16 protein-coding genes, 1 tRNA gene and 1 pseudogene are annotated in these 17242 nt (G+C 59.9%); 12 read left to right on the top strand and 6 right to left on the bottom strand.

The genetic code is table 11. From position 1 onward, the window contains the following. The first annotated feature begins 39 nt into the window (after positions 1-39). The 3 genes from PBR20603_RS22510 to PBR20603_RS22500 are packed head-to-tail and all read left to right on the top strand — an operon-like array spanning position 40 to position 2590. Complete coding sequence (locus tag PBR20603_RS22510) at positions 40-1647, top strand: acyl-CoA synthetase (RefSeq protein WP_150561669.1); 1608 nt, start codon at positions 40-42, stop codon at positions 1645-1647. Continuing rightward, on the top strand, positions 1644-2180 hold the full coding sequence (locus PBR20603_RS22505; protein ID WP_246174940.1) for a PPC domain-containing DNA-binding protein: 537 nt from the start codon (positions 1644-1646) through the stop codon (positions 2178-2180). The genes PBR20603_RS22510 and PBR20603_RS22505 overlap by 4 nt, the downstream gene beginning before the upstream one ends. Next, entirely contained in the window at positions 2177-2590 is a 414-nt protein-coding gene (locus PBR20603_RS22500; RefSeq protein WP_150561668.1) for a PPC domain-containing DNA-binding protein, read from the top strand. Before PBR20603_RS22505 ends, PBR20603_RS22500 begins: the two co-directional genes overlap by 4 nt. Positions 2591-2606: 16 nt before the next feature. Here PBR20603_RS22500 and PBR20603_RS22495 read toward each other — a convergent pair whose 3' ends face one another. Continuing rightward, positions 2607-3428 (bottom strand): alpha/beta fold hydrolase, encoded by an 822-nt coding sequence (locus PBR20603_RS22495; protein ID WP_150561667.1) that lies wholly within the window; start codon positions 3426-3428, stop codon positions 2607-2609. Between the two features lie 153 nt (positions 3429-3581). Here PBR20603_RS22495 and PBR20603_RS22490 point away from each other — a divergent pair, with 153 nt between their 5' ends. After that, complete coding sequence (locus tag PBR20603_RS22490; RefSeq protein ID WP_150561666.1) at positions 3582-4361, top strand: AraC family transcriptional regulator; 780 nt, start codon at positions 3582-3584, stop codon at positions 4359-4361. Positions 4362-4447: 86 nt separating this feature from the next. On the opposite strand, the gene alaC is transcribed toward PBR20603_RS22490, so the two are convergent. Next, positions 4448-5665, bottom strand: coding sequence for an alanine transaminase (gene alaC / locus PBR20603_RS22485; protein WP_150561665.1), 1218 nt, complete (start codon positions 5663-5665; stop codon positions 4448-4450). Positions 5666-5844: 179 nt separating this feature from the next. Here alaC and PBR20603_RS22480 point away from each other — a divergent pair, with 179 nt between their 5' ends. Continuing rightward, positions 5845-6174 (top strand): DMT family transporter, encoded by a 330-nt coding sequence (locus PBR20603_RS22480; RefSeq protein WP_150561664.1) that lies wholly within the window; start codon positions 5845-5847, stop codon positions 6172-6174. Positions 6175-6186: 12 nt separating this feature from the next. On the opposite strand, the gene rocD is transcribed toward PBR20603_RS22480, so the two are convergent. Continuing rightward, positions 6187-7392, bottom strand: a complete 1206-nt coding sequence (gene rocD, locus PBR20603_RS22475) for an ornithine--oxo-acid transaminase (protein WP_150561663.1) — start codon at positions 7390-7392, stop codon at positions 6187-6189. A gap of 214 nt (positions 7393-7606) precedes the next feature. Here rocD and PBR20603_RS22470 point away from each other — a divergent pair. The 4 genes and pseudogenes from PBR20603_RS22470 (at position 7607) to PBR20603_RS22455 (ending at position 10650) form a co-directional block, all read left to right on the top strand. Next, positions 7607-7683: transfer RNA gene (locus PBR20603_RS22470), tRNA-Arg, on the top strand. A 374-nt stretch (positions 7684-8057) separates the two neighbouring features. Next, positions 8058-9024: pseudogene (locus PBR20603_RS22465) on the top strand (IS3 family transposase). A 447-nt stretch (positions 9025-9471) separates the two neighbouring features. Beyond that, positions 9472-9798, top strand: coding sequence for a hypothetical protein (locus PBR20603_RS22460; protein ID WP_150561662.1), 327 nt, complete (start codon positions 9472-9474; stop codon positions 9796-9798). A 33-nt stretch (positions 9799-9831) separates the two neighbouring features. Continuing rightward, a complete protein-coding gene (locus PBR20603_RS22455; RefSeq protein WP_150561661.1) occupies positions 9832-10650 on the top strand; it encodes a bestrophin-like domain in 819 nt (272 codons plus the stop codon). A gap of 39 nt (positions 10651-10689) precedes the next feature. On the opposite strand, the gene PBR20603_RS24650 is transcribed toward PBR20603_RS22455, so the two are convergent. Both PBR20603_RS24650 and PBR20603_RS22445 read right to left on the bottom strand, forming a co-directional pair. After that, positions 10690-11217, bottom strand: a complete 528-nt coding sequence (locus PBR20603_RS24650) for a DUF4232 domain-containing protein (protein WP_150561660.1) — start codon at positions 11215-11217, stop codon at positions 10690-10692. Positions 11218-13152: 1935 nt separating this feature from the next. Next, positions 13153-14004, bottom strand: a complete 852-nt coding sequence (locus tag PBR20603_RS22445; protein ID WP_150561659.1) for a LysR family transcriptional regulator — start codon at positions 14002-14004, stop codon at positions 13153-13155. Between the two features lie 111 nt (positions 14005-14115). On the opposite strand from PBR20603_RS22445, the gene PBR20603_RS22440 reads away from it, so the two are divergent. Beyond that, the gene (locus PBR20603_RS22440) at positions 14116-14850 is read left to right on the top strand and encodes an SDR family oxidoreductase (protein WP_150561658.1); all 735 of its coding nucleotides are present in this window, start codon (positions 14116-14118) and stop codon (positions 14848-14850) included. A 571-nt stretch (positions 14851-15421) separates the two neighbouring features. Here PBR20603_RS22440 and PBR20603_RS22435 read toward each other — a convergent pair. Further along, positions 15422-15760 carry a hypothetical protein gene (locus PBR20603_RS22435; protein WP_174978030.1) on the bottom strand — a complete coding sequence of 113 codons (339 nt, stop codon included), beginning with the start codon at positions 15758-15760 and terminating at the stop codon, positions 15422-15424. 363 nt (positions 15761-16123) lie between these two features. Between PBR20603_RS22435 and PBR20603_RS24645 the strand changes: the two genes are divergently transcribed. Together PBR20603_RS24645 and PBR20603_RS22420 are read left to right on the top strand one after the other, a co-directional pair. Next, positions 16124-16249: an FAD-dependent monooxygenase gene (locus PBR20603_RS24645; protein WP_174978029.1), complete on the top strand. Its 126-nt coding sequence runs from the start codon at positions 16124-16126 to the stop codon at positions 16247-16249. 394 nt (positions 16250-16643) lie between these two features. Continuing rightward, the gene (locus PBR20603_RS22420; RefSeq protein ID WP_150561655.1) at positions 16644-17177 is read left to right on the top strand and encodes a hypothetical protein; all 534 of its coding nucleotides are present in this window, start codon (positions 16644-16646) and stop codon (positions 17175-17177) included. The last annotated feature ends 65 nt before the right edge of the window (positions 17178-17242 follow it).

The raw sequence follows: 17242 nt of genomic DNA, 5'->3' as shown, positions 1-17242 counted from the left end.
AGGCAGGCTGCCCGGCGTTGGCCGGGCAAGACAGCAAGACTGAGAACGAAGAAAGAGGAGACGAGCGAAATGCTCAAGAAGGTCATGAATCTCGGCCGCCTGCTGGCCGACGTTGCCCGGCGTCATCCCGACGAGCCGGGCGTGATCATCGGTGAGAAGGTCACCACGTGGGGCGAGATCGACGCCCGCGTGAACGCCGCCGTTGAGGCCCTGCGCAAGCTGGGCGTGGGCAAGGGCGACAAGCTGCTGGTGCATTCGCGCAACAACCTGCCTATCTTCGAGAGTGCGTGGATCGCATTTCGGCTGGGCGCGGTCTGGGTGCCGACGAACTTCCGGATCACCGCACCGGAAGCGGCGTATCTTGGCCAGTCGAGCGGTGCGTGCGTCATGATCTACGACGCCGGTTTCGAGGGACACGTCGACGCGGTGCGCGCCGCCTCGCCAGCCTTGCGGCATGTCGTCGCGCTGGGCGCGCCGCGCACGGGCGAACTGCACTACGAGACGCTCGTCGCCGAGCACCTTGGCGCACCCGGCTATGAGGCCGAAGTCGAGTACGAGGACCCGCTGTGGTTCTTCTATACGTCGGGCACGACGGGCCATCCGAAGGCGGGCGTGCTCTCCCACGGGCAGATGGCCTTCGTCGTCACCAATCATCTGGCCGACCTGATGCCCGGCATCACCTACCGCAGCCGTTCGATGGTGGTTGCGCCGCTCTCGCACGGCGCGGGCATTCACGCCATCGTCAACACAGCGCGCGGGGCGGCGAGTGTGCTGCTGCCGGGCGAGAAGATGGATGCGGAGCAGGTCTGGCAGGCCATCGAACGTCATCGCGTCGACAATATGTTCACGGTGCCGACCATCGTCAAGATGCTGGTCGAGGACCCGGCGGTGGATCGTTACGACCATCGTTCACTGCGGTTCGTGATCTATGCCGGCGCGCCGATGTATCGTGCAGATCAGAAGTACGCGCTGCAAAAGCTGGGCCGGGTGCTGGTGCAGTACTACGGGCTGGGAGAGGTGACGGGCAACATCACCGTATTGCCGCCGTGGCTGCACAGCGACGACGACGACGCGCCCGACGCCCGCATCGGCACCTGTGGCGTGCCGCGAACAGGCATGGAGGTGGCGATTCTCGATGAGTGCGGCGAGCGTCAGCCGCCGTTTGCATCAGGAGAGATCTGCGTGCGCGGGCCCGCCGTCTTCATGGGGTATCACAACAATCCGGACGCAAATGCCAAGGCGTTCAAGGACGACTGGTTTCACACCGGCGATCTCGGACATGTGGATGCACAGGGCTTCTTGTACATCACGGGGCGCGCGTCGGATATGTACATCTCGGGCGGCTCGAACGTTTATCCGCGCGAGATCGAGGAAGCGTTGCTCACGCACCCGGCCGTGTCGGAGTGCGCGGTGCTCGGCGTGCCCGACCCCAAGTGGGGCGAGAGCGGGCTCGCGGTGGTGGTCGCCCGGGAAGGCATGGCCGCTCAGGCCGATGAACTGCTCGGACATCTCGAAGCGCGTATCGCTCGCTACAAGTGGCCGCGTCGCTTCGTATTCTGGAATGCCATGCCCAAGTCGGGCTACGGCAAGATCGTGAAGAAGCAAATCAAGACGATGCTCGAAGAGCAAGGAGACTATCGACTATGAAACCTGCGCTTTCACGGATCTATCGGCATGCTGGCGCCCCCACGTTACCCCGTGTGGAAGACTGCGTGTTGAGCGGGCAGCACGAACTGCGCGTGACGATCCGGTCTGGTGCGAATCTCGGCGAGGCCTTACGCGCGGCGTTATCCCGCTATGCGTACGGCGGCGGCGTCGGCCGTTTCTGCGCGGGCACCGCGCGAGGTCTGCGGTATCACATGATCGAGAACACCGCAGATACGGAGCGCCCCTTCGGGTATGGGGCGCCGGTCGACGAAACCCGGGAAGTGGATCTGATCGGCGGCGCGATCACAGTCGGCCGCACGGCCGACGGCGCTACGCTGTTGCATTGCCATGCGGGGTTTTCCGACCCGTCCGGCGAGTTGCACGGCGGTCATCTGATTCTCGATCACACATGGGCCGGAGAAGAGCCTGTGGTGATCCGCCTGTGTCTGTTCGAGCACGGCGGATACGTGACCGCAGATGACGAAGAGACGCGCTTTCATCTGCTTCACCCCGTCGCCGGAGGTCTCTCATGAGCGCAGCGCTGGATGTTCCGGTAGCCATTGAGAACGGCACGCTGGGCAGATTGGTCGTGGCACGGCTCAAACCGAATCAGGATCTGACGGAAAGCATCGAGGCGCTGTGTGCGGAACATGGCATCTCGCGCGCCATCGTGCGTGGCGCGGTGGGGAGTCTGATCGATGCACGTCTGGCGTTTCGCGCGGGCGACGTCTGGCGTGAGCAACTGGTGCGTGGCCCCGGCGTGGAAATCCTCAACGTGTTTGGCGAGGTGGATGTTCGGCCCGACGCTGCACATGCGCTGCCCATGCTGCACGGCATGGTGGCGGACACGGACGGACGCATGTTCGCGGGACGCTTTGTCCGTGGCGGCAACCTCTCGTTCATCACCATCGAGGTGACGTTGCAGGAGTGGTTGCCGGCGTAGTGCAGCCAGCGATGGTTCATCGCGAGGCGAACGGGGAGTCTGCGGACTCCCCGTTTTTTTTCGGCGCCGCGCCGTGGCTCTCGCTCTCGTCGAGCAGAAAGGCTTCGATGGCGGCGACCAGCGCGAGAGGCGTCTCGTTCATCGGATAGTGGCCGGCGTTGCAAAGCGTGTCGACACTGGCGTGCGCGTAGCGACGCAAATACGTCTTCGCCATGAGCGCCGCGTTGAACGTCGGATCGTGTTCGCCAACCAGAACCTTGACCGGCAGCGTGCTTTGGATCTCGTTGCTGAAGTCCGTGTCGGCCCAGGCGTTGAAGTAGGCCGCGAACGCATGCGCAGACGAATGTGTCGCCGAGTATTGCGCTTTCCATTCGACCCATGACGACGGCAAACGGTGGGCGGTGCTGCGTGCAATGATCGTCTTGCGGTGGTCCTGTGAAGTCGCGGCGCCTTCGAATAGCGCGCGCCGAGGGGCGTCGAAGGGCACGCCGCCGCACGGCACAGGGGCGATGGCAACGAGTTTGCGTACGCGATGAGGGGCGAGGGCGGCAACCTTCTCGCTGACCATGCCGCCCATCGAATGGCCGATCAGACTGAAGGTGGGCAGATCGAGGGCATCGACCAGCGCGATGGCGTCCTCTGCGATTTCGGTGACGGTGTAGACACCGGGGGCGTCACGCATGCCACCGTAACCACGGTAGTCCATGAAGACGTAGCTGAACGCCTCCCGAGACAACCACGGTTCGCATTCTTGAAAGGAGCGGGCGTCGCCGAACCAGCCGTGCAGCACAATGACGGCATGGGGGCCTTGACCGACGCGGTGAAAGGTATTGGGCATCTCGACTCCGAACTCCGAACTCTGAAAGGGGGTGACCGTCCGGCGGCCGGCTCGCGTTCTGGCCGCCGGATAACCGGATTAGGGACGCCCATCGTAGTGGCGCCGCTATGTGCCCGCTGCCGATGGCGGGTCATTGTCTGTAGAATCCGGGCCATGCGAAATACGCTGATCGATCCCTACGAGCACCTGCCGCGAGGCGTGGTGGTGACGGCCAACGACTACCCGGCGGGGCTTACGTTCCCTGAGCATGCGCATGCGCGCGGGCAGTTCGCGTTCGCCTCTCGCGGCATGATTACGGTGTCGACCCCGGACGGCCGGTGGTTCGTGCCGCCGCAGCGTGCCTGCTGGATACCGGCCGGCGTCGCGCACGCCATGACGATGGGCGGTCCCGTGACCATGCTCAACACCTTCGTGACGCCCGATGCCTCGGCCGCCGCCGGACTTCCGGATCGCTGTTGTGTGTATGGTGTCTCGCCGTTGCTCAGACAGTTGTTGGACGGCGCCGTCGATCTGCCGTCGATGTACGACGAAAGCGCGCGCGACGGCAAGCTCATGGCGTTGCTGGTTGCCGAGATGGCCGCGATGCCGCACCTGTCGTTGCACGCGCCGCTGCCCGACGACGCGCAGCTGGCACGGGTTTGCCGGGCGGTGTTCGCCGCACCATCGATGGCGACGGGTCTCGATGACGCGGCTGCCATGGCGTCGATGAGCCGTCGCACGTTCACGCGCCGGTTTCGTGAGGAGACGGGCGTGAGTTTTGCGGAGTGGCGTCAACAGGTCTGTCTGCTGGCCGCGATTGAGCGGCTCAACGAAGGACAGCCCGTGACGCGCATCGCGTTCGATCTGGGGTATGGAAGTCCGAGTGCGTTTGCGGCGGCGTTTCGCCAGGTGCTGGGTGCCGCGCCGAGCCGGTATCTCGCGGCGTCGCGCTGAGTGTTTGCGATCTATCAAAAACATCGGGGCGCCTCTGACGAGTGCGCCCCGATGGGTTTGGGCGGTGATGCGTGAGGGGCGGCGGTTTAAGCGACCGTGGGCTGCACCAGTCCGTCTTCGCGGAACATGTGTTTGATGCCGCGCACGGCCTGACGAATGCGCGATTCGTTCTCGATCAATGCGAAGCGCACGTACTCGTCTCCGTATTCTCCGAAGCCGATGCCCGGCGAGACCGAGACCTTGGCTTGCGCCAGCAGCTTCTTGGCGAATTCAAGCGAGCCGAGTTCGCGATACGGTTCGGGAATGCGTGCCCAGATGTACATCGAGGCGCGCGGCAGATCGACCGTCCAGCCGGCTTCCGTCAATCCTTTGTAGAGCACGTCGCGGCGGCGCTGATACTGGGCGCGAATCTCTTCGACGCATTGCTGATCGCCCTCAAGTGCGGCGATGGCCGCGACCTGCAGCGGCGTGAACGTGCCGTAGTCGTGATAGCTCTTGATGCGCGCGAGTGCGGCGACCAGCTCGGCATTGCCGACCATGAAGCCGATGCGCCAGCCGGCCATGTTGTAGCTCTTCGACAGCGTGAAGAACTCGACGGCCACGTCCTTCGCGCCGGGCACCTGCATGATCGAGGGCGCTTTGTAGCCGTCGTACACGATATCGGCATAGGCCAGATCGTGCACCACCAGAATGTCGTGTTTGCGCGCGAGGTCGACCACGCGTTCGAAGAATTCGAGTTCGACGCACTGCGCCGTCGGGTTCGACGGGAAGCCGAGGATCACCATCTTCGGCTTCGGATGGCTCTCGCGAATACCGCGCTCGAGTTCGGTGAAGAAGTCGATGCCGGGCGTCATCGGCACAGAGCGGATGTTGGCGCCGGCGATGACGGCGCCGTAGATGTGAATCGGATACGACGGATTCGGCACGAGCACCGTGTCGCCCTGGTCCAGCGTGGCGAGCATCAGGTGAGCGAGACCTTCCTTCGAGCCGATGGTGACGATGGCTTCACGCTCCGGATCGAGATCGACGTCGTAGCGATCCTTGTACCAGCGCGTGATGGCGCGGCGCAGACGCGGAATGCCGCGCGAGGTCGAATAACCGTGTGTGTCGGGGCGCTGAGCGACTTCGACGAGCTTGCTGACGATGTGCGGCGGCGTGGCGCCATCGGGATTGCCCATCGACAGATCGATGATGTCCTCGCCACGGCGGCGTGCCGCCATCTTCAGCTCGGCGGTGATGTTGAAAACGTACGGGGGAAGACGATTGATGCGCGAAAAGCTGCGCGAGCCCTGAGAGCTAGACATGGTGATCCTGTAACGTAAGCGCCCGGAACCGTCCGAGCGACGCCAGTGTGCTGGCCACACCGTGATGGCGACTGTAGCGCGGCGCGAGGCGCTTAGGCAAGCGATTTTTGCGGGACATGGCGCCGGAACCCGTCGGTTATGATGGGCGGTTCTAGCGTTTGAGCACACGAGGAGTTTCGATGGCGTATCTGTACCTGCTGGTGGCGATCGTCGCGGAGGTGATTGCGACGTCGGCGCTCAAGGCATCGGAGGGGTTCACGCGCGTCGGGCCGGTGGCGCTGGTCGTCGTGGGGTACGGCGTGGCGTTCTACATGCTGTCGCTTACGTTGCGCACGATTCCCGTGGGCATTGCCTATGCGATGTGGTCGGGCCTCGGCATCGTGCTCATTTCGATTGCCTCACGCGTGCTGTTCGGACAGAAGCTCGACGCGCCAGCGATGGTCGGCATGGCGCTCATCATTGCGGGCGTTCTGGTGATGAATCTCTGGTCGAAATCGTCGGCACACTGACCGGCGTTGCTCTTATACGTCGGCCTCGGCTTCGGCCAGCACGGCTTTGAGCGCCGAGATGCAGGCATCGATTTCAGCGCGCTCGATGACGAGCGGCGGCGCGAGGCGCAGCACGGTCGCGCGGGTTTCCTTTGCAAGCACGCGACGGCGCAGCATGCGCATGGACAGGTCGTGCGCGTCGGCGCGCGCCGGATCGATTTCGAGGCCGGCCCAGAGGCCGCGTCCTCGCACTTCTCGAATGAGCGGCGAGTGAATTGCATGCAGCCGTGAGAGCAGGTATTCCCCCATTTCGGCACTTCTTCCCGGCAGGTCCTCGTCGGCCATGACGTCGAGCGCTTCCAGCGCGACGGTGGCGGCCAGCGCGTTGCCGCCGAAGGTCGAGCCGTGACTGCCGGGCTCGAACAGATCGATGATGTCGCGTCGTGCGACGAACGCCGACACCGGCAGCAGCCCTCCGCCGAGGGCTTTGCCGAGCATGACGCCGTCGGGCACGATGTCTTCGTGCTGATAGGCGAACCAGCGGCCGGTGCGACCGAGTCCCGATTGAATTTCGTCGAGCAGCATGAGGACGTTCTGCGCCGTGCAGAGCTGGCGCAGCGCGCGCAGGAAACCGTCAGGCGGCACGACGATGCCGCCTTCGCCCTGAATCGTCTCGAACAGCACGGCACAGGTATTGGGCGTGATGGCGGCGCGTACCGCTTCGATATCGCCGAAGGGAACGTGGACGAAACCGGGGGTGAACGGGCCGAAGTCGGCGCGATAGGCGGGTTCGGAGGAGAAGCCGACGATGGTGGTCGTGCGTCCGTGGAAATTGCCGTCGGCGACGATGATTTCGGCTTTGTCGGCGGGGATACGTTTGGCGCTGTAGCCCCAGCGACGGGCCGCTTTGATGGCCGTTTCGACGGCTTCCGCGCCGGTGTTCATCGGCAGCGCGCCCCCGAGCGTGGTGAGGTCGCACAAGCGTTCGAGGAAAGCGCCGAGCCGGTCGGTGTAGAAAGCACGGGAGACGACGGCCAGGCGTTGCGCCTGCGCGGTGAGGGCGGCGACCAGACGCGGATGCGCGTGGCCGTGGCTCACGGCCGAGTAGGCGCTCATCATGTCGAGATAGCGATTGCCCTCGACGTCCCAGACCCAGACACCTTTGGCGTGCGAAAGCACCACGGGTAGCGGTGCGTAGTTATGGGCGCCAAATCGTTGTTCGCGTTCGATCTCGTTCATGACGCGCTCCTCCACGTAAGCAGTCTAGATGCGAACGGGATGGCACGTAAAGGGGACATATCCTGAAGTGACGGCCATGAAATTGGGATGCGCGTGCGCTATAATCGCAGATTACTCGGATGTGATGCATCTGGTGCGCTAAATGCGCTTCGTCTGCTGCACCTGATCACGCCGATACTCACCGGCAGCGACACCCGGTCGCCGCCGCCACGCACTGCCCATAGCTCAGTTGGATAGAGCATCGGCCTTCTAAGCCGACGGTCGGGGGTTCGAATCCCTCTGGGCAGGCCAACAAAAATCAAGAGTTTTCGCGATTTTCAAACCGCCGAAATCGTAGCTATTTTTCTCGTGTAAGGCGCTGTGTAGGTTATTTCCGGCCACGCAAATCAATATCCATGGCGCGTGTCGGAGGCCCGCTGCTTGCTTTGTCGAGCTACGGCGAGCCTCGGCGGGGCTAACTTTTTGTGCTGACATGCTCCTCACGTCAGTACCATTCCAGTTACATTTGCATCCAAATAAATTGTTTCGAAATTAACTCATCTGGACAACCTCGTTAGTCCCGATGGGAGAAATCGATTGGCGTTGTCTACGCTGCGCGCCTGGTAATGGCCCCGAAAACCGGTGTAATCAGAAGTTGAATTTTCTCGTTGAGGGAGTTCTACGGCATGAAGAAATCGAGATTCACGGACAGGGAGATCATGGACGTCTCGCTGATCGCGCGGATGACGGAGCTGGAGGTCGAGAACGCCCGGCTGCGCAAGATGTACGTCGAGGAGAAGATCAAGGCCGAGATCGTAGCGGAGGCGCTCGCAGAAAAAGACTGAGGCCATCTTGCCGGCGTGAGATGGCCATGCGTGCAGTGTCCAGCCGGGGCATATCGATCCGGCTGGCATGTGAGGCATTTGGGATCAGCCAGGCCTGTTATCGGTACGTCGGTAGGCGCAGCGCCGAGAACGGCGAGATTGCGAACAGGCTGCTGCGCCTGACGGACAACTATCGGAACCGGAGCTTCGGGCCGTGCTTCCTGTACCTGCGCAACGTGCAGGGCTTCGGCTGGAATCACAAGCGCGTGTACCGGATCTATCGCGAACTGGAACTGAACCTGCGGATCAAGCCGCGCAAGCGACCGGTCAGGCAGGTAGCGGTGCCTTGCGCCGTCCCCGGTCTGGTCGATGGACTTCATGTACGACCCACTGACCGACGGACGCAGCATCCGGCTGTTCAACGTGATCGACGACTTCAACCGCGAGGCACTCGCCATCGAGATCGACTGCTCATTGCCGTCCGAACACGTGATTCGTGCGCTGCGGCAGATCATCGGTTGGCGCGGCAGGCCAAAAGCGATTCGGTGCGATAACGGGCCCGAGTACCTGAGCGCGGCGATCATCGAATGGGCCCGACAGTACGGCATCAGGCTCGACCACGTCCAGCCCGGTAAGCCGCAGCAAAATGCGTATGTCGAACGATTCAACCGGACCGTGCGGCACGAATGGCTGTCGCAGTACCCCTGGGAAGACTTGGACCACGTGCAGCGCTTCGTGACCGATTAGATGTGGACTGGACAATCATGACCGCCCGAGCATGGCCCTGGGCGGATTCACGCCAAAGCAGCGGTTGGCCATGGCCGCTTAGTTTCTTCTTTTGAACCCCGTGGAAAACCGGGGATTACCCACAGCCGGAGTTTCCCATCTTCGAAGTGCTCACTTCTAAGATTGAATTGGGGGATATGGCTCAGGTTTCATCGTACATCGGATGGGCTCCGTCGATGAAAACATGGCGTGGGTTCGCCGATGTCAGGCAAAGATCCAACGGTAATACCCACAAAAGAAAAGGCCTCAGACTGTGACCCTAGCCCATAAATCCGAACAGTGGCCTTCCCCCGGTTCGCATGTTCCTGAGGTTCTGGTCATTTTGTGATTTGGTGAAATCGATTTGATTTGCGGTGTGTATTTCGCCGTCATTTGTTGAGTGCATTGCGGCGGCGTTGTGGGTCGGATAGGCTCGGACGCATCAATAACGTCCTAACTGCAGGCGCAGCAGATCTTGAGCGTGCTTTCGATGAATTGATAGGGAGATTCGATGGGGCGCGATGCGAAATGGCGCGGCACCGCTTTGCGGTGGCTGAGGTTGCTGGAGCACGTCGAGCGGCTCCGCTTTGGCTTGTGCGTGATAGCCGGATCGTTCGTCTACGCACTGATCTCAATCGAAGTGCTCGTTATTCGGGAGAGCGCTCCCACGCATCCCGTCAGGTCTGACGTGCTGATCTCGGTGTTCCTGACCGACCTCTTTCTTGGGGCCGTGGTGCTGACACTGATTGGACTGGCGATGCATGCAATTCTCGGTTGGAGACGGCGCGGCGAGGTTGCTATCGAAGCGACGAACGAAGATCGTCTCGTTGATAGCTGAAGATTCACTTCACCGTTGTGTGCCTGAGCTGATATGCCAATTCCGCTGCAAATGGTTAGTCATCCCGCCTCACTGTTTCTCATCCTGTTCTGTGCGACGGCCGTCGTGACGACGCTCGGGGCGCTCGTGCTTCGGGAGAAAATTCCGCTTGATGCGCATGCGAGGAACAACTTCAACGTGATCCATGCTGCGACGCTCACGTTGTTTGGGCTTCTGGTCGGCTTCACCTTATCGATGTCGGTGTCGAGATACGACAGTCGAAAGCACGACGAACAGGAAGAGGCAAGCGCGATTAGTACCGCTTATCTGCGTGCAGACCTGTTGGGGGAGAGCGCCGGGGTGTCAATAAAGTCGATTCTGCTCACGTATTTGGATTTGCGAATTCGAGATTACGCAACGACCGACGAAGGCGAAACCAAAGCAATCGTGCGCGAGACTGAGCGCTTACAAGACCGACTGTGGCGCGAAGTCTCATCGATCGGTCTGACAAGGTCAGATCCCGTGATGGCGACGGTTATCGGGAGTGTCAACGAAGTGTTGAATGCCCAAGGGTATACGCAAGCAGCATGGCGAAACCGTATTCCTGCCGGGGTCTGGGCATTGCTGCTGATCATCGCACTTCTTTCGAGCGTGATGCAGGGATATATCATCCGTGGACCGCTCAAGCGAAATTTCAGCCTGCTGATATTGCCGTTCAGCGTTTCGTTGTCGATCGCACTTATTGCCGACATTGATAGTCCCCGAGGTGGCCTCATTCGGGTGGTGCCGCAGAACCTGACCGGGTTGGCGGCGAGTATTGCACCGACAGAGGCCATGCGTCGCCTAGACCCGATGCCGCGATCTGCCCCGTGATTTTGGGAGCCAAGAACGAAAGCCACCAGCATATCGCTACTAATTCGGTTCGAACGGCGTAACGGTATAGATCGGTGCCGCTCCGTTTGCGCCGCACAATTGTCCCGAGAAGCGTGCCCTAGATACGCCCCCATCCAACCATAATGCGAGAAAGACTGGTTGGATGCAGCGTCCCTTGTCGTACACACTGCTGGACACCCATCGAATGTTGCTTGTGTATCTCTGGCCGGGGACTGCTACTAGTGGTGGCTCCACTGGGCCGGGGAACATACCGGGTTTTGGCGGCATCGCCGCTTGCAGGGTACTGAGCTGCCTATCCTGAAACTCGATCTCCGGCCGGCGTGACAGGGCGCAGGGCTGAGACGTTGTGTTTTTTACGGTCAGCACTACGCCTGCATGTGACATCCCATCCAATTCGCCATTGTCATCAATACCCACGGAAACCTGCGCTACGGTGCAGGATGCGAGCGAAAACGCGTCCACGGAATTTTGCGCAGAACTGATTTGGGCAAATCCAAAACTGCCGATCAACAGCGCGCCGACGTATCGCCCGTATGAGTGTTTCATGCAAGAAGCCTCAGTGAAGTGGTGCGTCGCCGAATACTACCGTGAGAATCGGCGCGTGGTGGTTCATATTCCCGCGGCCCTAGACCTTTGGTGCGTCGAGTAATCGGACTAGCGTTGATCTTTGCCCTCTTTGTCGCCCAGCGTGTTCCTCTGCTGATGGAAGGAGTTCAGGGTGACGAAAGTTCATGAGAAAAATCGTGGAATCGACGTGTGAGACGAGCGTTGTTTCGCGACGCGTACTAGTCTGTATGGACGTCGCGTCGGCCCACATCTGGCTGCACGGCTTCGATGGTCTCCCCTTCGGTTTCCCCCGTAACGAAGGGTCTGACGCCGCTTCCCCAAGGAGCGGCGTCTTTTTTGCTTCCCCCTCTTTTGAATTTTCCGTCTCGCCAATTGATCGTGCGCGCGAGCTTCGAAATTTCGCTTCGGCGTGCTTGCGGAATTTGGCCGACAGCGGGTAGTCTGGATTGGACTGCTGCGCAGCGCGATCCGACGGGATCGATATCGGCGGGTAGTTCTCCCTGCGGTGCACCTCCACCGCACCTCTCCTTGTCCTGGTCCCTCGGAGGCAAGGAGCCTACGCCGCCTCTGTCAGAGGCGGCTTTTTTTTGCGGCCGAGCAATTAAGGGAGGTGCCGGTGCGATCACCGCCCTAACGTGCTGTAGGTCGGCGCGACTCCATATTCTCCCTGAACGAAGCGTGCGAGCAGCGCGCTGGGTTCAGCAGGGTTGAGACGCACGGGGAGAGCGGCGAAGGTGTGCCGTGGTCGGAGAGGCCTTTGGAAAATCAGATAACGCTGTTGAGTTGGATTCCCCAATCGCTTTAGCTGCGACCTTCTTGTTGCTTTCGCACCGCCTAGTGCCTACTCTGCAATCGCCCATGTCGCGGTTGGAACTGTCGGGGGCCTGTAGCGAGCGGTCAAGTCTTGTCTCCTCTGGTGTGCTCTTTCGGTGCCGCCTCGGCGTGGGCGGCACCTTTCTTTTTCGCAGCGTGCATTGTCATAGGCGATTCGCTACCACCAATGCATTGCTGTGTCGTCAACATAAAAAAACCGCTTCCCGAAGGAAGCGGCTCAATCCGTTGCAGCTTGACGCAGAAACGGAGCGCACAACGAGTGTCGCACACGCACGCATGCGACACGTAAGGCTACCAAGTTTCTGTCGCACAGAAATGGCTGGCGCATCAAATCTCGGAAATGCCGTAGTGATCGCGTCACGCCGCCTGTCGCTCGTTCTCAGACTGACATTCCGTTTCAGGCTCGCCCGTGTCATCCGCCCGGTGATTGTTGCGTTGGTGGTGCCGATTCTCTTTGCTGCGATCAATCTGGGTGCGTACTGGCAGAGTGCAGTGTCTCTGCGCAGAATCGCGTCCGACACGCCCAACTCCGACACAGCTAGCGTAAGCTGGCAAGCCAACCTAGCGGTAGGTCACATTCCCAACTACCACTTGAGAATGGTCAAATAGCATTAGGAGATATCCTCGATGTTAATGCCTGCCTATCTCGTGCCCATTCCGATCTTCGCGTTCGTTGGCTTCCTTTGGATGTGGCGATTAGCCAAAACACTGTCAGCGAACAAGGGGCGCACAACCGAGACCGCGCTCGGCTATGAAACTCTGACCGCATTGCCGTCGCTTAGTGGCTATCTATTCTCAATTCCTGCGATAGCGACGGGCGCGCCAGCTTGGCCGGTCGTTTCGTAATTTGTCATCCAGATTATCTTCTGTACGGTGATCGAGGTTCGGCGCCGCGCATCTGCGCAATCTCGAGCATGCTTCCCGATGATGCCGTTGTACCTGAGCTGCATCCCGTTTCGTGGTTTCCCCTTCGCCTGATGGACTAGTGACGACTCGGCTGAGATGACGCTGTCAGACAACGCGTACTAATCCAGCGCAACGTCGCGACTCGGATTCGAGGTTGCACTTGATGTCCAGCGGTCACTCGATGGGGTGTCTTGCCCTCCTATCAAGAGTATCGCGCAGCGCACTCAATGCCGGATTGCTCAAAGCTTGCGCGGAATAACAAAGTCCTGTTCGGCGCTTGAGCTCCAGTCCAGGGAGCGCTAGTCCAATGAGTCCATCGTGCTCAGCGATCAATGACTGGGGGGCGATGGTCACGCCTCGTCCGGCGCTCGTCAGGATAAGGGCAAGCTCGAGCGAATTGGCTTGCGCCGCGGGTTCGCTGGCGGCAAGGCCGTATAGAGGCAACAGTCGCTGATGAATGGGATGTGTCGGGCAGGTGATCCATGAGACAGAACTCATGGTCGAGGTGGGTGCCGCGCGACCGAGCTCCAGTGGATGCCCACTTGGGGCTGCGAGTAAGTACGGCTCTTCCTGAAGTGGGAGAAACAACTCGTCTTCACAGCGCAGCTCCTCGCTTGCCAAACGAGCGTCGCCTTGGCAGCCGTCGAGGAGTTTCAGCAAAAGATGAGGGATTGCAGGTGCAGCCTCGTTGATTAGCAAACGAACCAATGCTTTGGGGATATCGCATTCGATGCCGATATGAAGCGGTGCGCGATCGCGTTGTGCTCGAAAGCGCGTGGACAGGCCTTCTGCATCCGCGATCATCCGGCGCGCCGTCGGATACAGCACCCGGGCGTCTTCGGTTACCTCTACGCCACGTGCCAGGCGGACAAAAAGGGTGGTGCCGAGTGTCTCCTCCAGCAGCTTGATGGAACTAGACAGGGCGGGTTGGCTAAGGTGGATGCTGCGCGCGGCCGCAGTGATGTTGCGCTCTTCGAATACAGCGACAAAGGCTTGGAGTTGTCGGTAGTCAGGTGCTCTAGCCATAGATAATTCCGATGGATGAAAGAGAAATAAACCATTTTTCTGAAGCGGATACAAGGACCAGAATTGCCATTGTTATTCGACCATTGATTTCTTGAGTTTTAGGAGTTCGTCATGAAGGAAGCTCACAAGCCCCTCGTCGTTATCACCGGTGCCAGTTCAGGGATCGGTCTGGCCACGGCCAGGCGTCTGTCCCAACGGGGCCATGCGCTTCTGCTATTGGCTCGTCGCCTTGAGCCCATGCTGGCACTCGAACTTCCGAATGCGCTGGCGTTGCCGGTCGATGTTACCGACAGAGATGCGCTGACCGATGCAGTCAAAGATGCGGAGCAACGCTTCGGGCCGGTGGATGCCATGGTGAACAACGCAGGTCTGATGCTCCTGGGTGAGATCGCCCGGCAAGATCCGACGGAATGGGACCGGATGCTCGATGTCAATGTCAGGGGTTTGCTCAACGGCGTCTTGGCCGTTGCGAAGGGGATGGTGGAGCGCAAACACGGGACTATCATCAATGTCAGTTCGATCGCGGGCCGGAAATCGTTCCCTGGACATGTGGCTTACGTTGGGACGAAGTTCGCAGTGACGGGACTCTCGGAGAATCTGCGTGAAGAGCTTTCGCAGCACGATGTGCGTGTCATCACGATCGAGCCTGGCGCTGTCGAAACTGAATTGCTGGGCCATACCACGGACGAGTCGATCAAGGCGGGCTATCGTGATTGGAAGGCGCAGATGGGCGGTAAGGTTTTGTCGGCCGAGGACGTCGCAAACGCAATCGACTTTGCGTATTCGAGGCCGCATGGCGTTTGCATTCGCGAGATCGTGATGGCGGCAACCCGTCAGCAGGCCTGAGTTCGTTGGGAGCAAGCCACGCTCGCGAGCGCTTCAATATTCCACGGCCTTGCTTCGGCAGTCTTGTACTCCGGTGACGGATGATTCGTCGGAGGATCTCATCATCTACCTATCGCAGTGGCAGATTATTGTTGTCCCGATTTGACTGACATTTGATACGGAGGGTGGGCCATGCTGGTGCATGGCGCCTAACAATTTCTGGCAATGCTCGGGCAAGCGTCGCGCGATGCTTGCTGCACAGTTGACGCCTAAGCACATCCCGATCAAAGCGAAACAACCCTAGGTCATCTGCCATCGGAGCTGCAACATGGGTGCTTGGCTCTGCTTTCTATGAATTTACGGTCAAAACGTCAGTGCGGACAGAATTGCCAGTGCCATGACACTGGCAACGGCAGCCATCACCGCCAGTACCGTTGTCATCTCAAACAGCGTTTTCTTAGCCAATGAGTAGAGTCGCTGCATCTGGAGCACTCCATAGTGAATAAACTCCACCAATAGCATTTTTCGTCGTTCTCTCCGATGAGATAATTCTCGGATCCGACGTGTTGCGTTGCCCGAGCGAACTGTCGAATTATTCGGCCGCGATCCCACATTGCGAATCGGTAGCATGGTCCTCGCCGCTCATCTGATCGATTTGCCGATCACAAAGCTGGAGCTTCAACGGCGTATCGGCGCAGCGTTTCTTGAAGGAAATGACACACTTCCATGTCACCTGCTTTCCAGGGTTACGAAAGAACGCCATCACACCGACGGTTTTGTCGTCGTCTTCAATCGGTTTAGCTAGGCTTAGCGAAGCCTCTGAATTGAGCACGCCCGCTGTGCCCTGGTTGATCGCTTGCTTGATCTGCCGACGCTCGAAGTGAGAGCGTCCAAGTCGTGGCGCATACAGGCAAACGTCCGCAGGGATCACATGATCGGGGTCAGCATGCTTGCCTATACACGGCTCTCGGCGAGGCCGCCATGCAAGCCGCGTGGGCGCAGGACAAAAGAACTTCCTCGATGTTGGGGGGGCAGTCTAGCCTGGCCATCAGGTTTCACCAGGATTCCACGGCGGGCCACAAGATCCATCTCCTGATCGGTCGCCTGCTGACGCAGCCGCATGAGCATCGCGAGGTGACAATCGCACGGCTCAAGCGCAAGCAAAGAACTGGCGCGTCGAAATCGTCTTTGCCCGATAGATCCGACTTGCGGATAAATCCACGAAAAAGCTTGCCTTTCTGGCCTCGCGCCATATTCGTGCGTTCCTCGGGCTCATTGTTCTCGCACTGACCATTTGGTTCGTTGGCCGGCTTTTCGCCTTTGCGATGCCTGGTACGTCATTGGTGCTGACGGAGCACGTAGCGTTGTTCGCCGCTCTGCGGGCATCGAGCGGGTGGGCAGCAGAATCCGGACGAACTGACTTGTCGTGAATCTTGGTCAATGAGGGTGCCTAAAAGCTCAACTTCGAGTGCATACGCCCATGATTGCAGACGCGCAAGCAGTCAAGTACCTCGTCCATTGCGTCACGATGCGTCGTAAAGCGCCGGCCGTGAATGTGCGCGCAGTCGGGGTTCTTCCACATTCCCAAGCACGGAACCATCGACGTGGAAAGTGTCCGGCTATGAAAATCATATCGAGGCGACGATTCAAGCGTGAATGCCCGGCAGAGATTCAAGCGCGGCGGAAAATCAAACGACATCGTCAAGTTCAGAAACGTGGAAAGTCGGGTTGGCAGCTAAATTCGGTCAACGACATCTGGGGTGAAATGGTTTGCCAGATGAATCAACTCAGTGATTCATTCAAGGAGCGGCTACATGCCTGTACTGCCTATTGCAACAAGCGAAACTGTCGGCGGTGTGCAACTAGACGATCAGAACGACATCGTTGCCGAGAATGGCGTGATTCGCACGACTTATAACGGCAAGCTGATCATCGATGCAAATTCTGTGATTGCGGGGAATAGGGCCGCGATGCTCGGCGGCGCAGGCACTTGCGTCGCCGTGGGCGCTTCGTCGAAGGCTGGGGGGCAGGCTGTTGCCCTGGGCTGGCATAGCGAGGCCAGCGGGCTAGGGGCGGCCGCCATCGGTTCGAACGCGAACGTGTCTGCCGATTACGGGGTAGCGCTCGGCCCGCAGGCGTCGGTTCAGAGCGAGTTTTCTGTGGCTATCGGATACGGTTCAACCGCAACGCAGCCGAACGTGGTCGCCGTAGGGAATCCGGGCGGCTATCGCCGGATTGTATATGTGGCGGCGGGCATCGGTCCAAACGACTCAGTTAACGTTCAGCAATTGAATGCGCTTGAGAAACGCGTTGAGGCGTTGGAAAAGCAGATCAGCGCGCAGAAATAAGCGCACAGGGTAGTCACTGCAGACGCTTGGCTGACGTGAGCGCGGCCACGGGCTGGGACTGTAGT

The sequence above is a fragment of the Pandoraea bronchicola genome, assembly GCF_902459805.1.
Lineage (GTDB): Bacteria > Pseudomonadota > Gammaproteobacteria > Burkholderiales > Burkholderiaceae > Pandoraea > Pandoraea bronchicola.
Note: the sequence above shows the minus strand (reverse complement) of the source record. Positions and strands in the feature narration are given on the sequence as shown.

Coding starts and splice junctions, on each gene's coding strand:
- PBR20603_RS22440 (WP_150561658.1), top strand. CDS start 14,116: ATGAAGGAAGCTCACAAGCCCCTCGTCGTTATCACCGGTGCCAGTTCA.
- PBR20603_RS22500 (WP_150561668.1), top strand. CDS start 2,177: ATGAGCGCAGCGCTGGATGTTCCGGTAGCCATTGAGAACGGCACGCTG.
- PBR20603_RS22505 (WP_246174940.1), top strand. CDS start 1,644: ATGAAACCTGCGCTTTCACGGATCTATCGGCATGCTGGCGCCCCCACG.
- PBR20603_RS22420 (WP_150561655.1), top strand. CDS start 16,644: ATGCCTGTACTGCCTATTGCAACAAGCGAAACTGTCGGCGGTGTGCAA.
- PBR20603_RS22490 (WP_150561666.1), top strand. CDS start 3,582: ATGCGAAATACGCTGATCGATCCCTACGAGCACCTGCCGCGAGGCGTG.
- alaC (WP_150561665.1), bottom strand. CDS start 5,665: ATGTCTAGCTCTCAGGGCTCGCGCAGCTTTTCGCGCATCAATCGTCTT.
- PBR20603_RS22495 (WP_150561667.1), bottom strand. CDS start 3,428: ATGCCCAATACCTTTCACCGCGTCGGTCAAGGCCCCCATGCCGTCATT.
- rocD (WP_150561663.1), bottom strand. CDS start 7,392: ATGAACGAGATCGAACGCGAACAACGATTTGGCGCCCATAACTACGCA.
- PBR20603_RS22460 (WP_150561662.1), top strand. CDS start 9,472: ATGGGGCGCGATGCGAAATGGCGCGGCACCGCTTTGCGGTGGCTGAGG.
- PBR20603_RS22445 (WP_150561659.1), bottom strand. CDS start 14,004: ATGGCTAGAGCACCTGACTACCGACAACTCCAAGCCTTTGTCGCTGTA.
- PBR20603_RS22480 (WP_150561664.1), top strand. CDS start 5,845: ATGGCGTATCTGTACCTGCTGGTGGCGATCGTCGCGGAGGTGATTGCG.
- PBR20603_RS22455 (WP_150561661.1), top strand. CDS start 9,832: ATGCCAATTCCGCTGCAAATGGTTAGTCATCCCGCCTCACTGTTTCTC.
- PBR20603_RS24650 (WP_150561660.1), bottom strand. CDS start 11,217: ATGAAACACTCATACGGGCGATACGTCGGCGCGCTGTTGATCGGCAGT.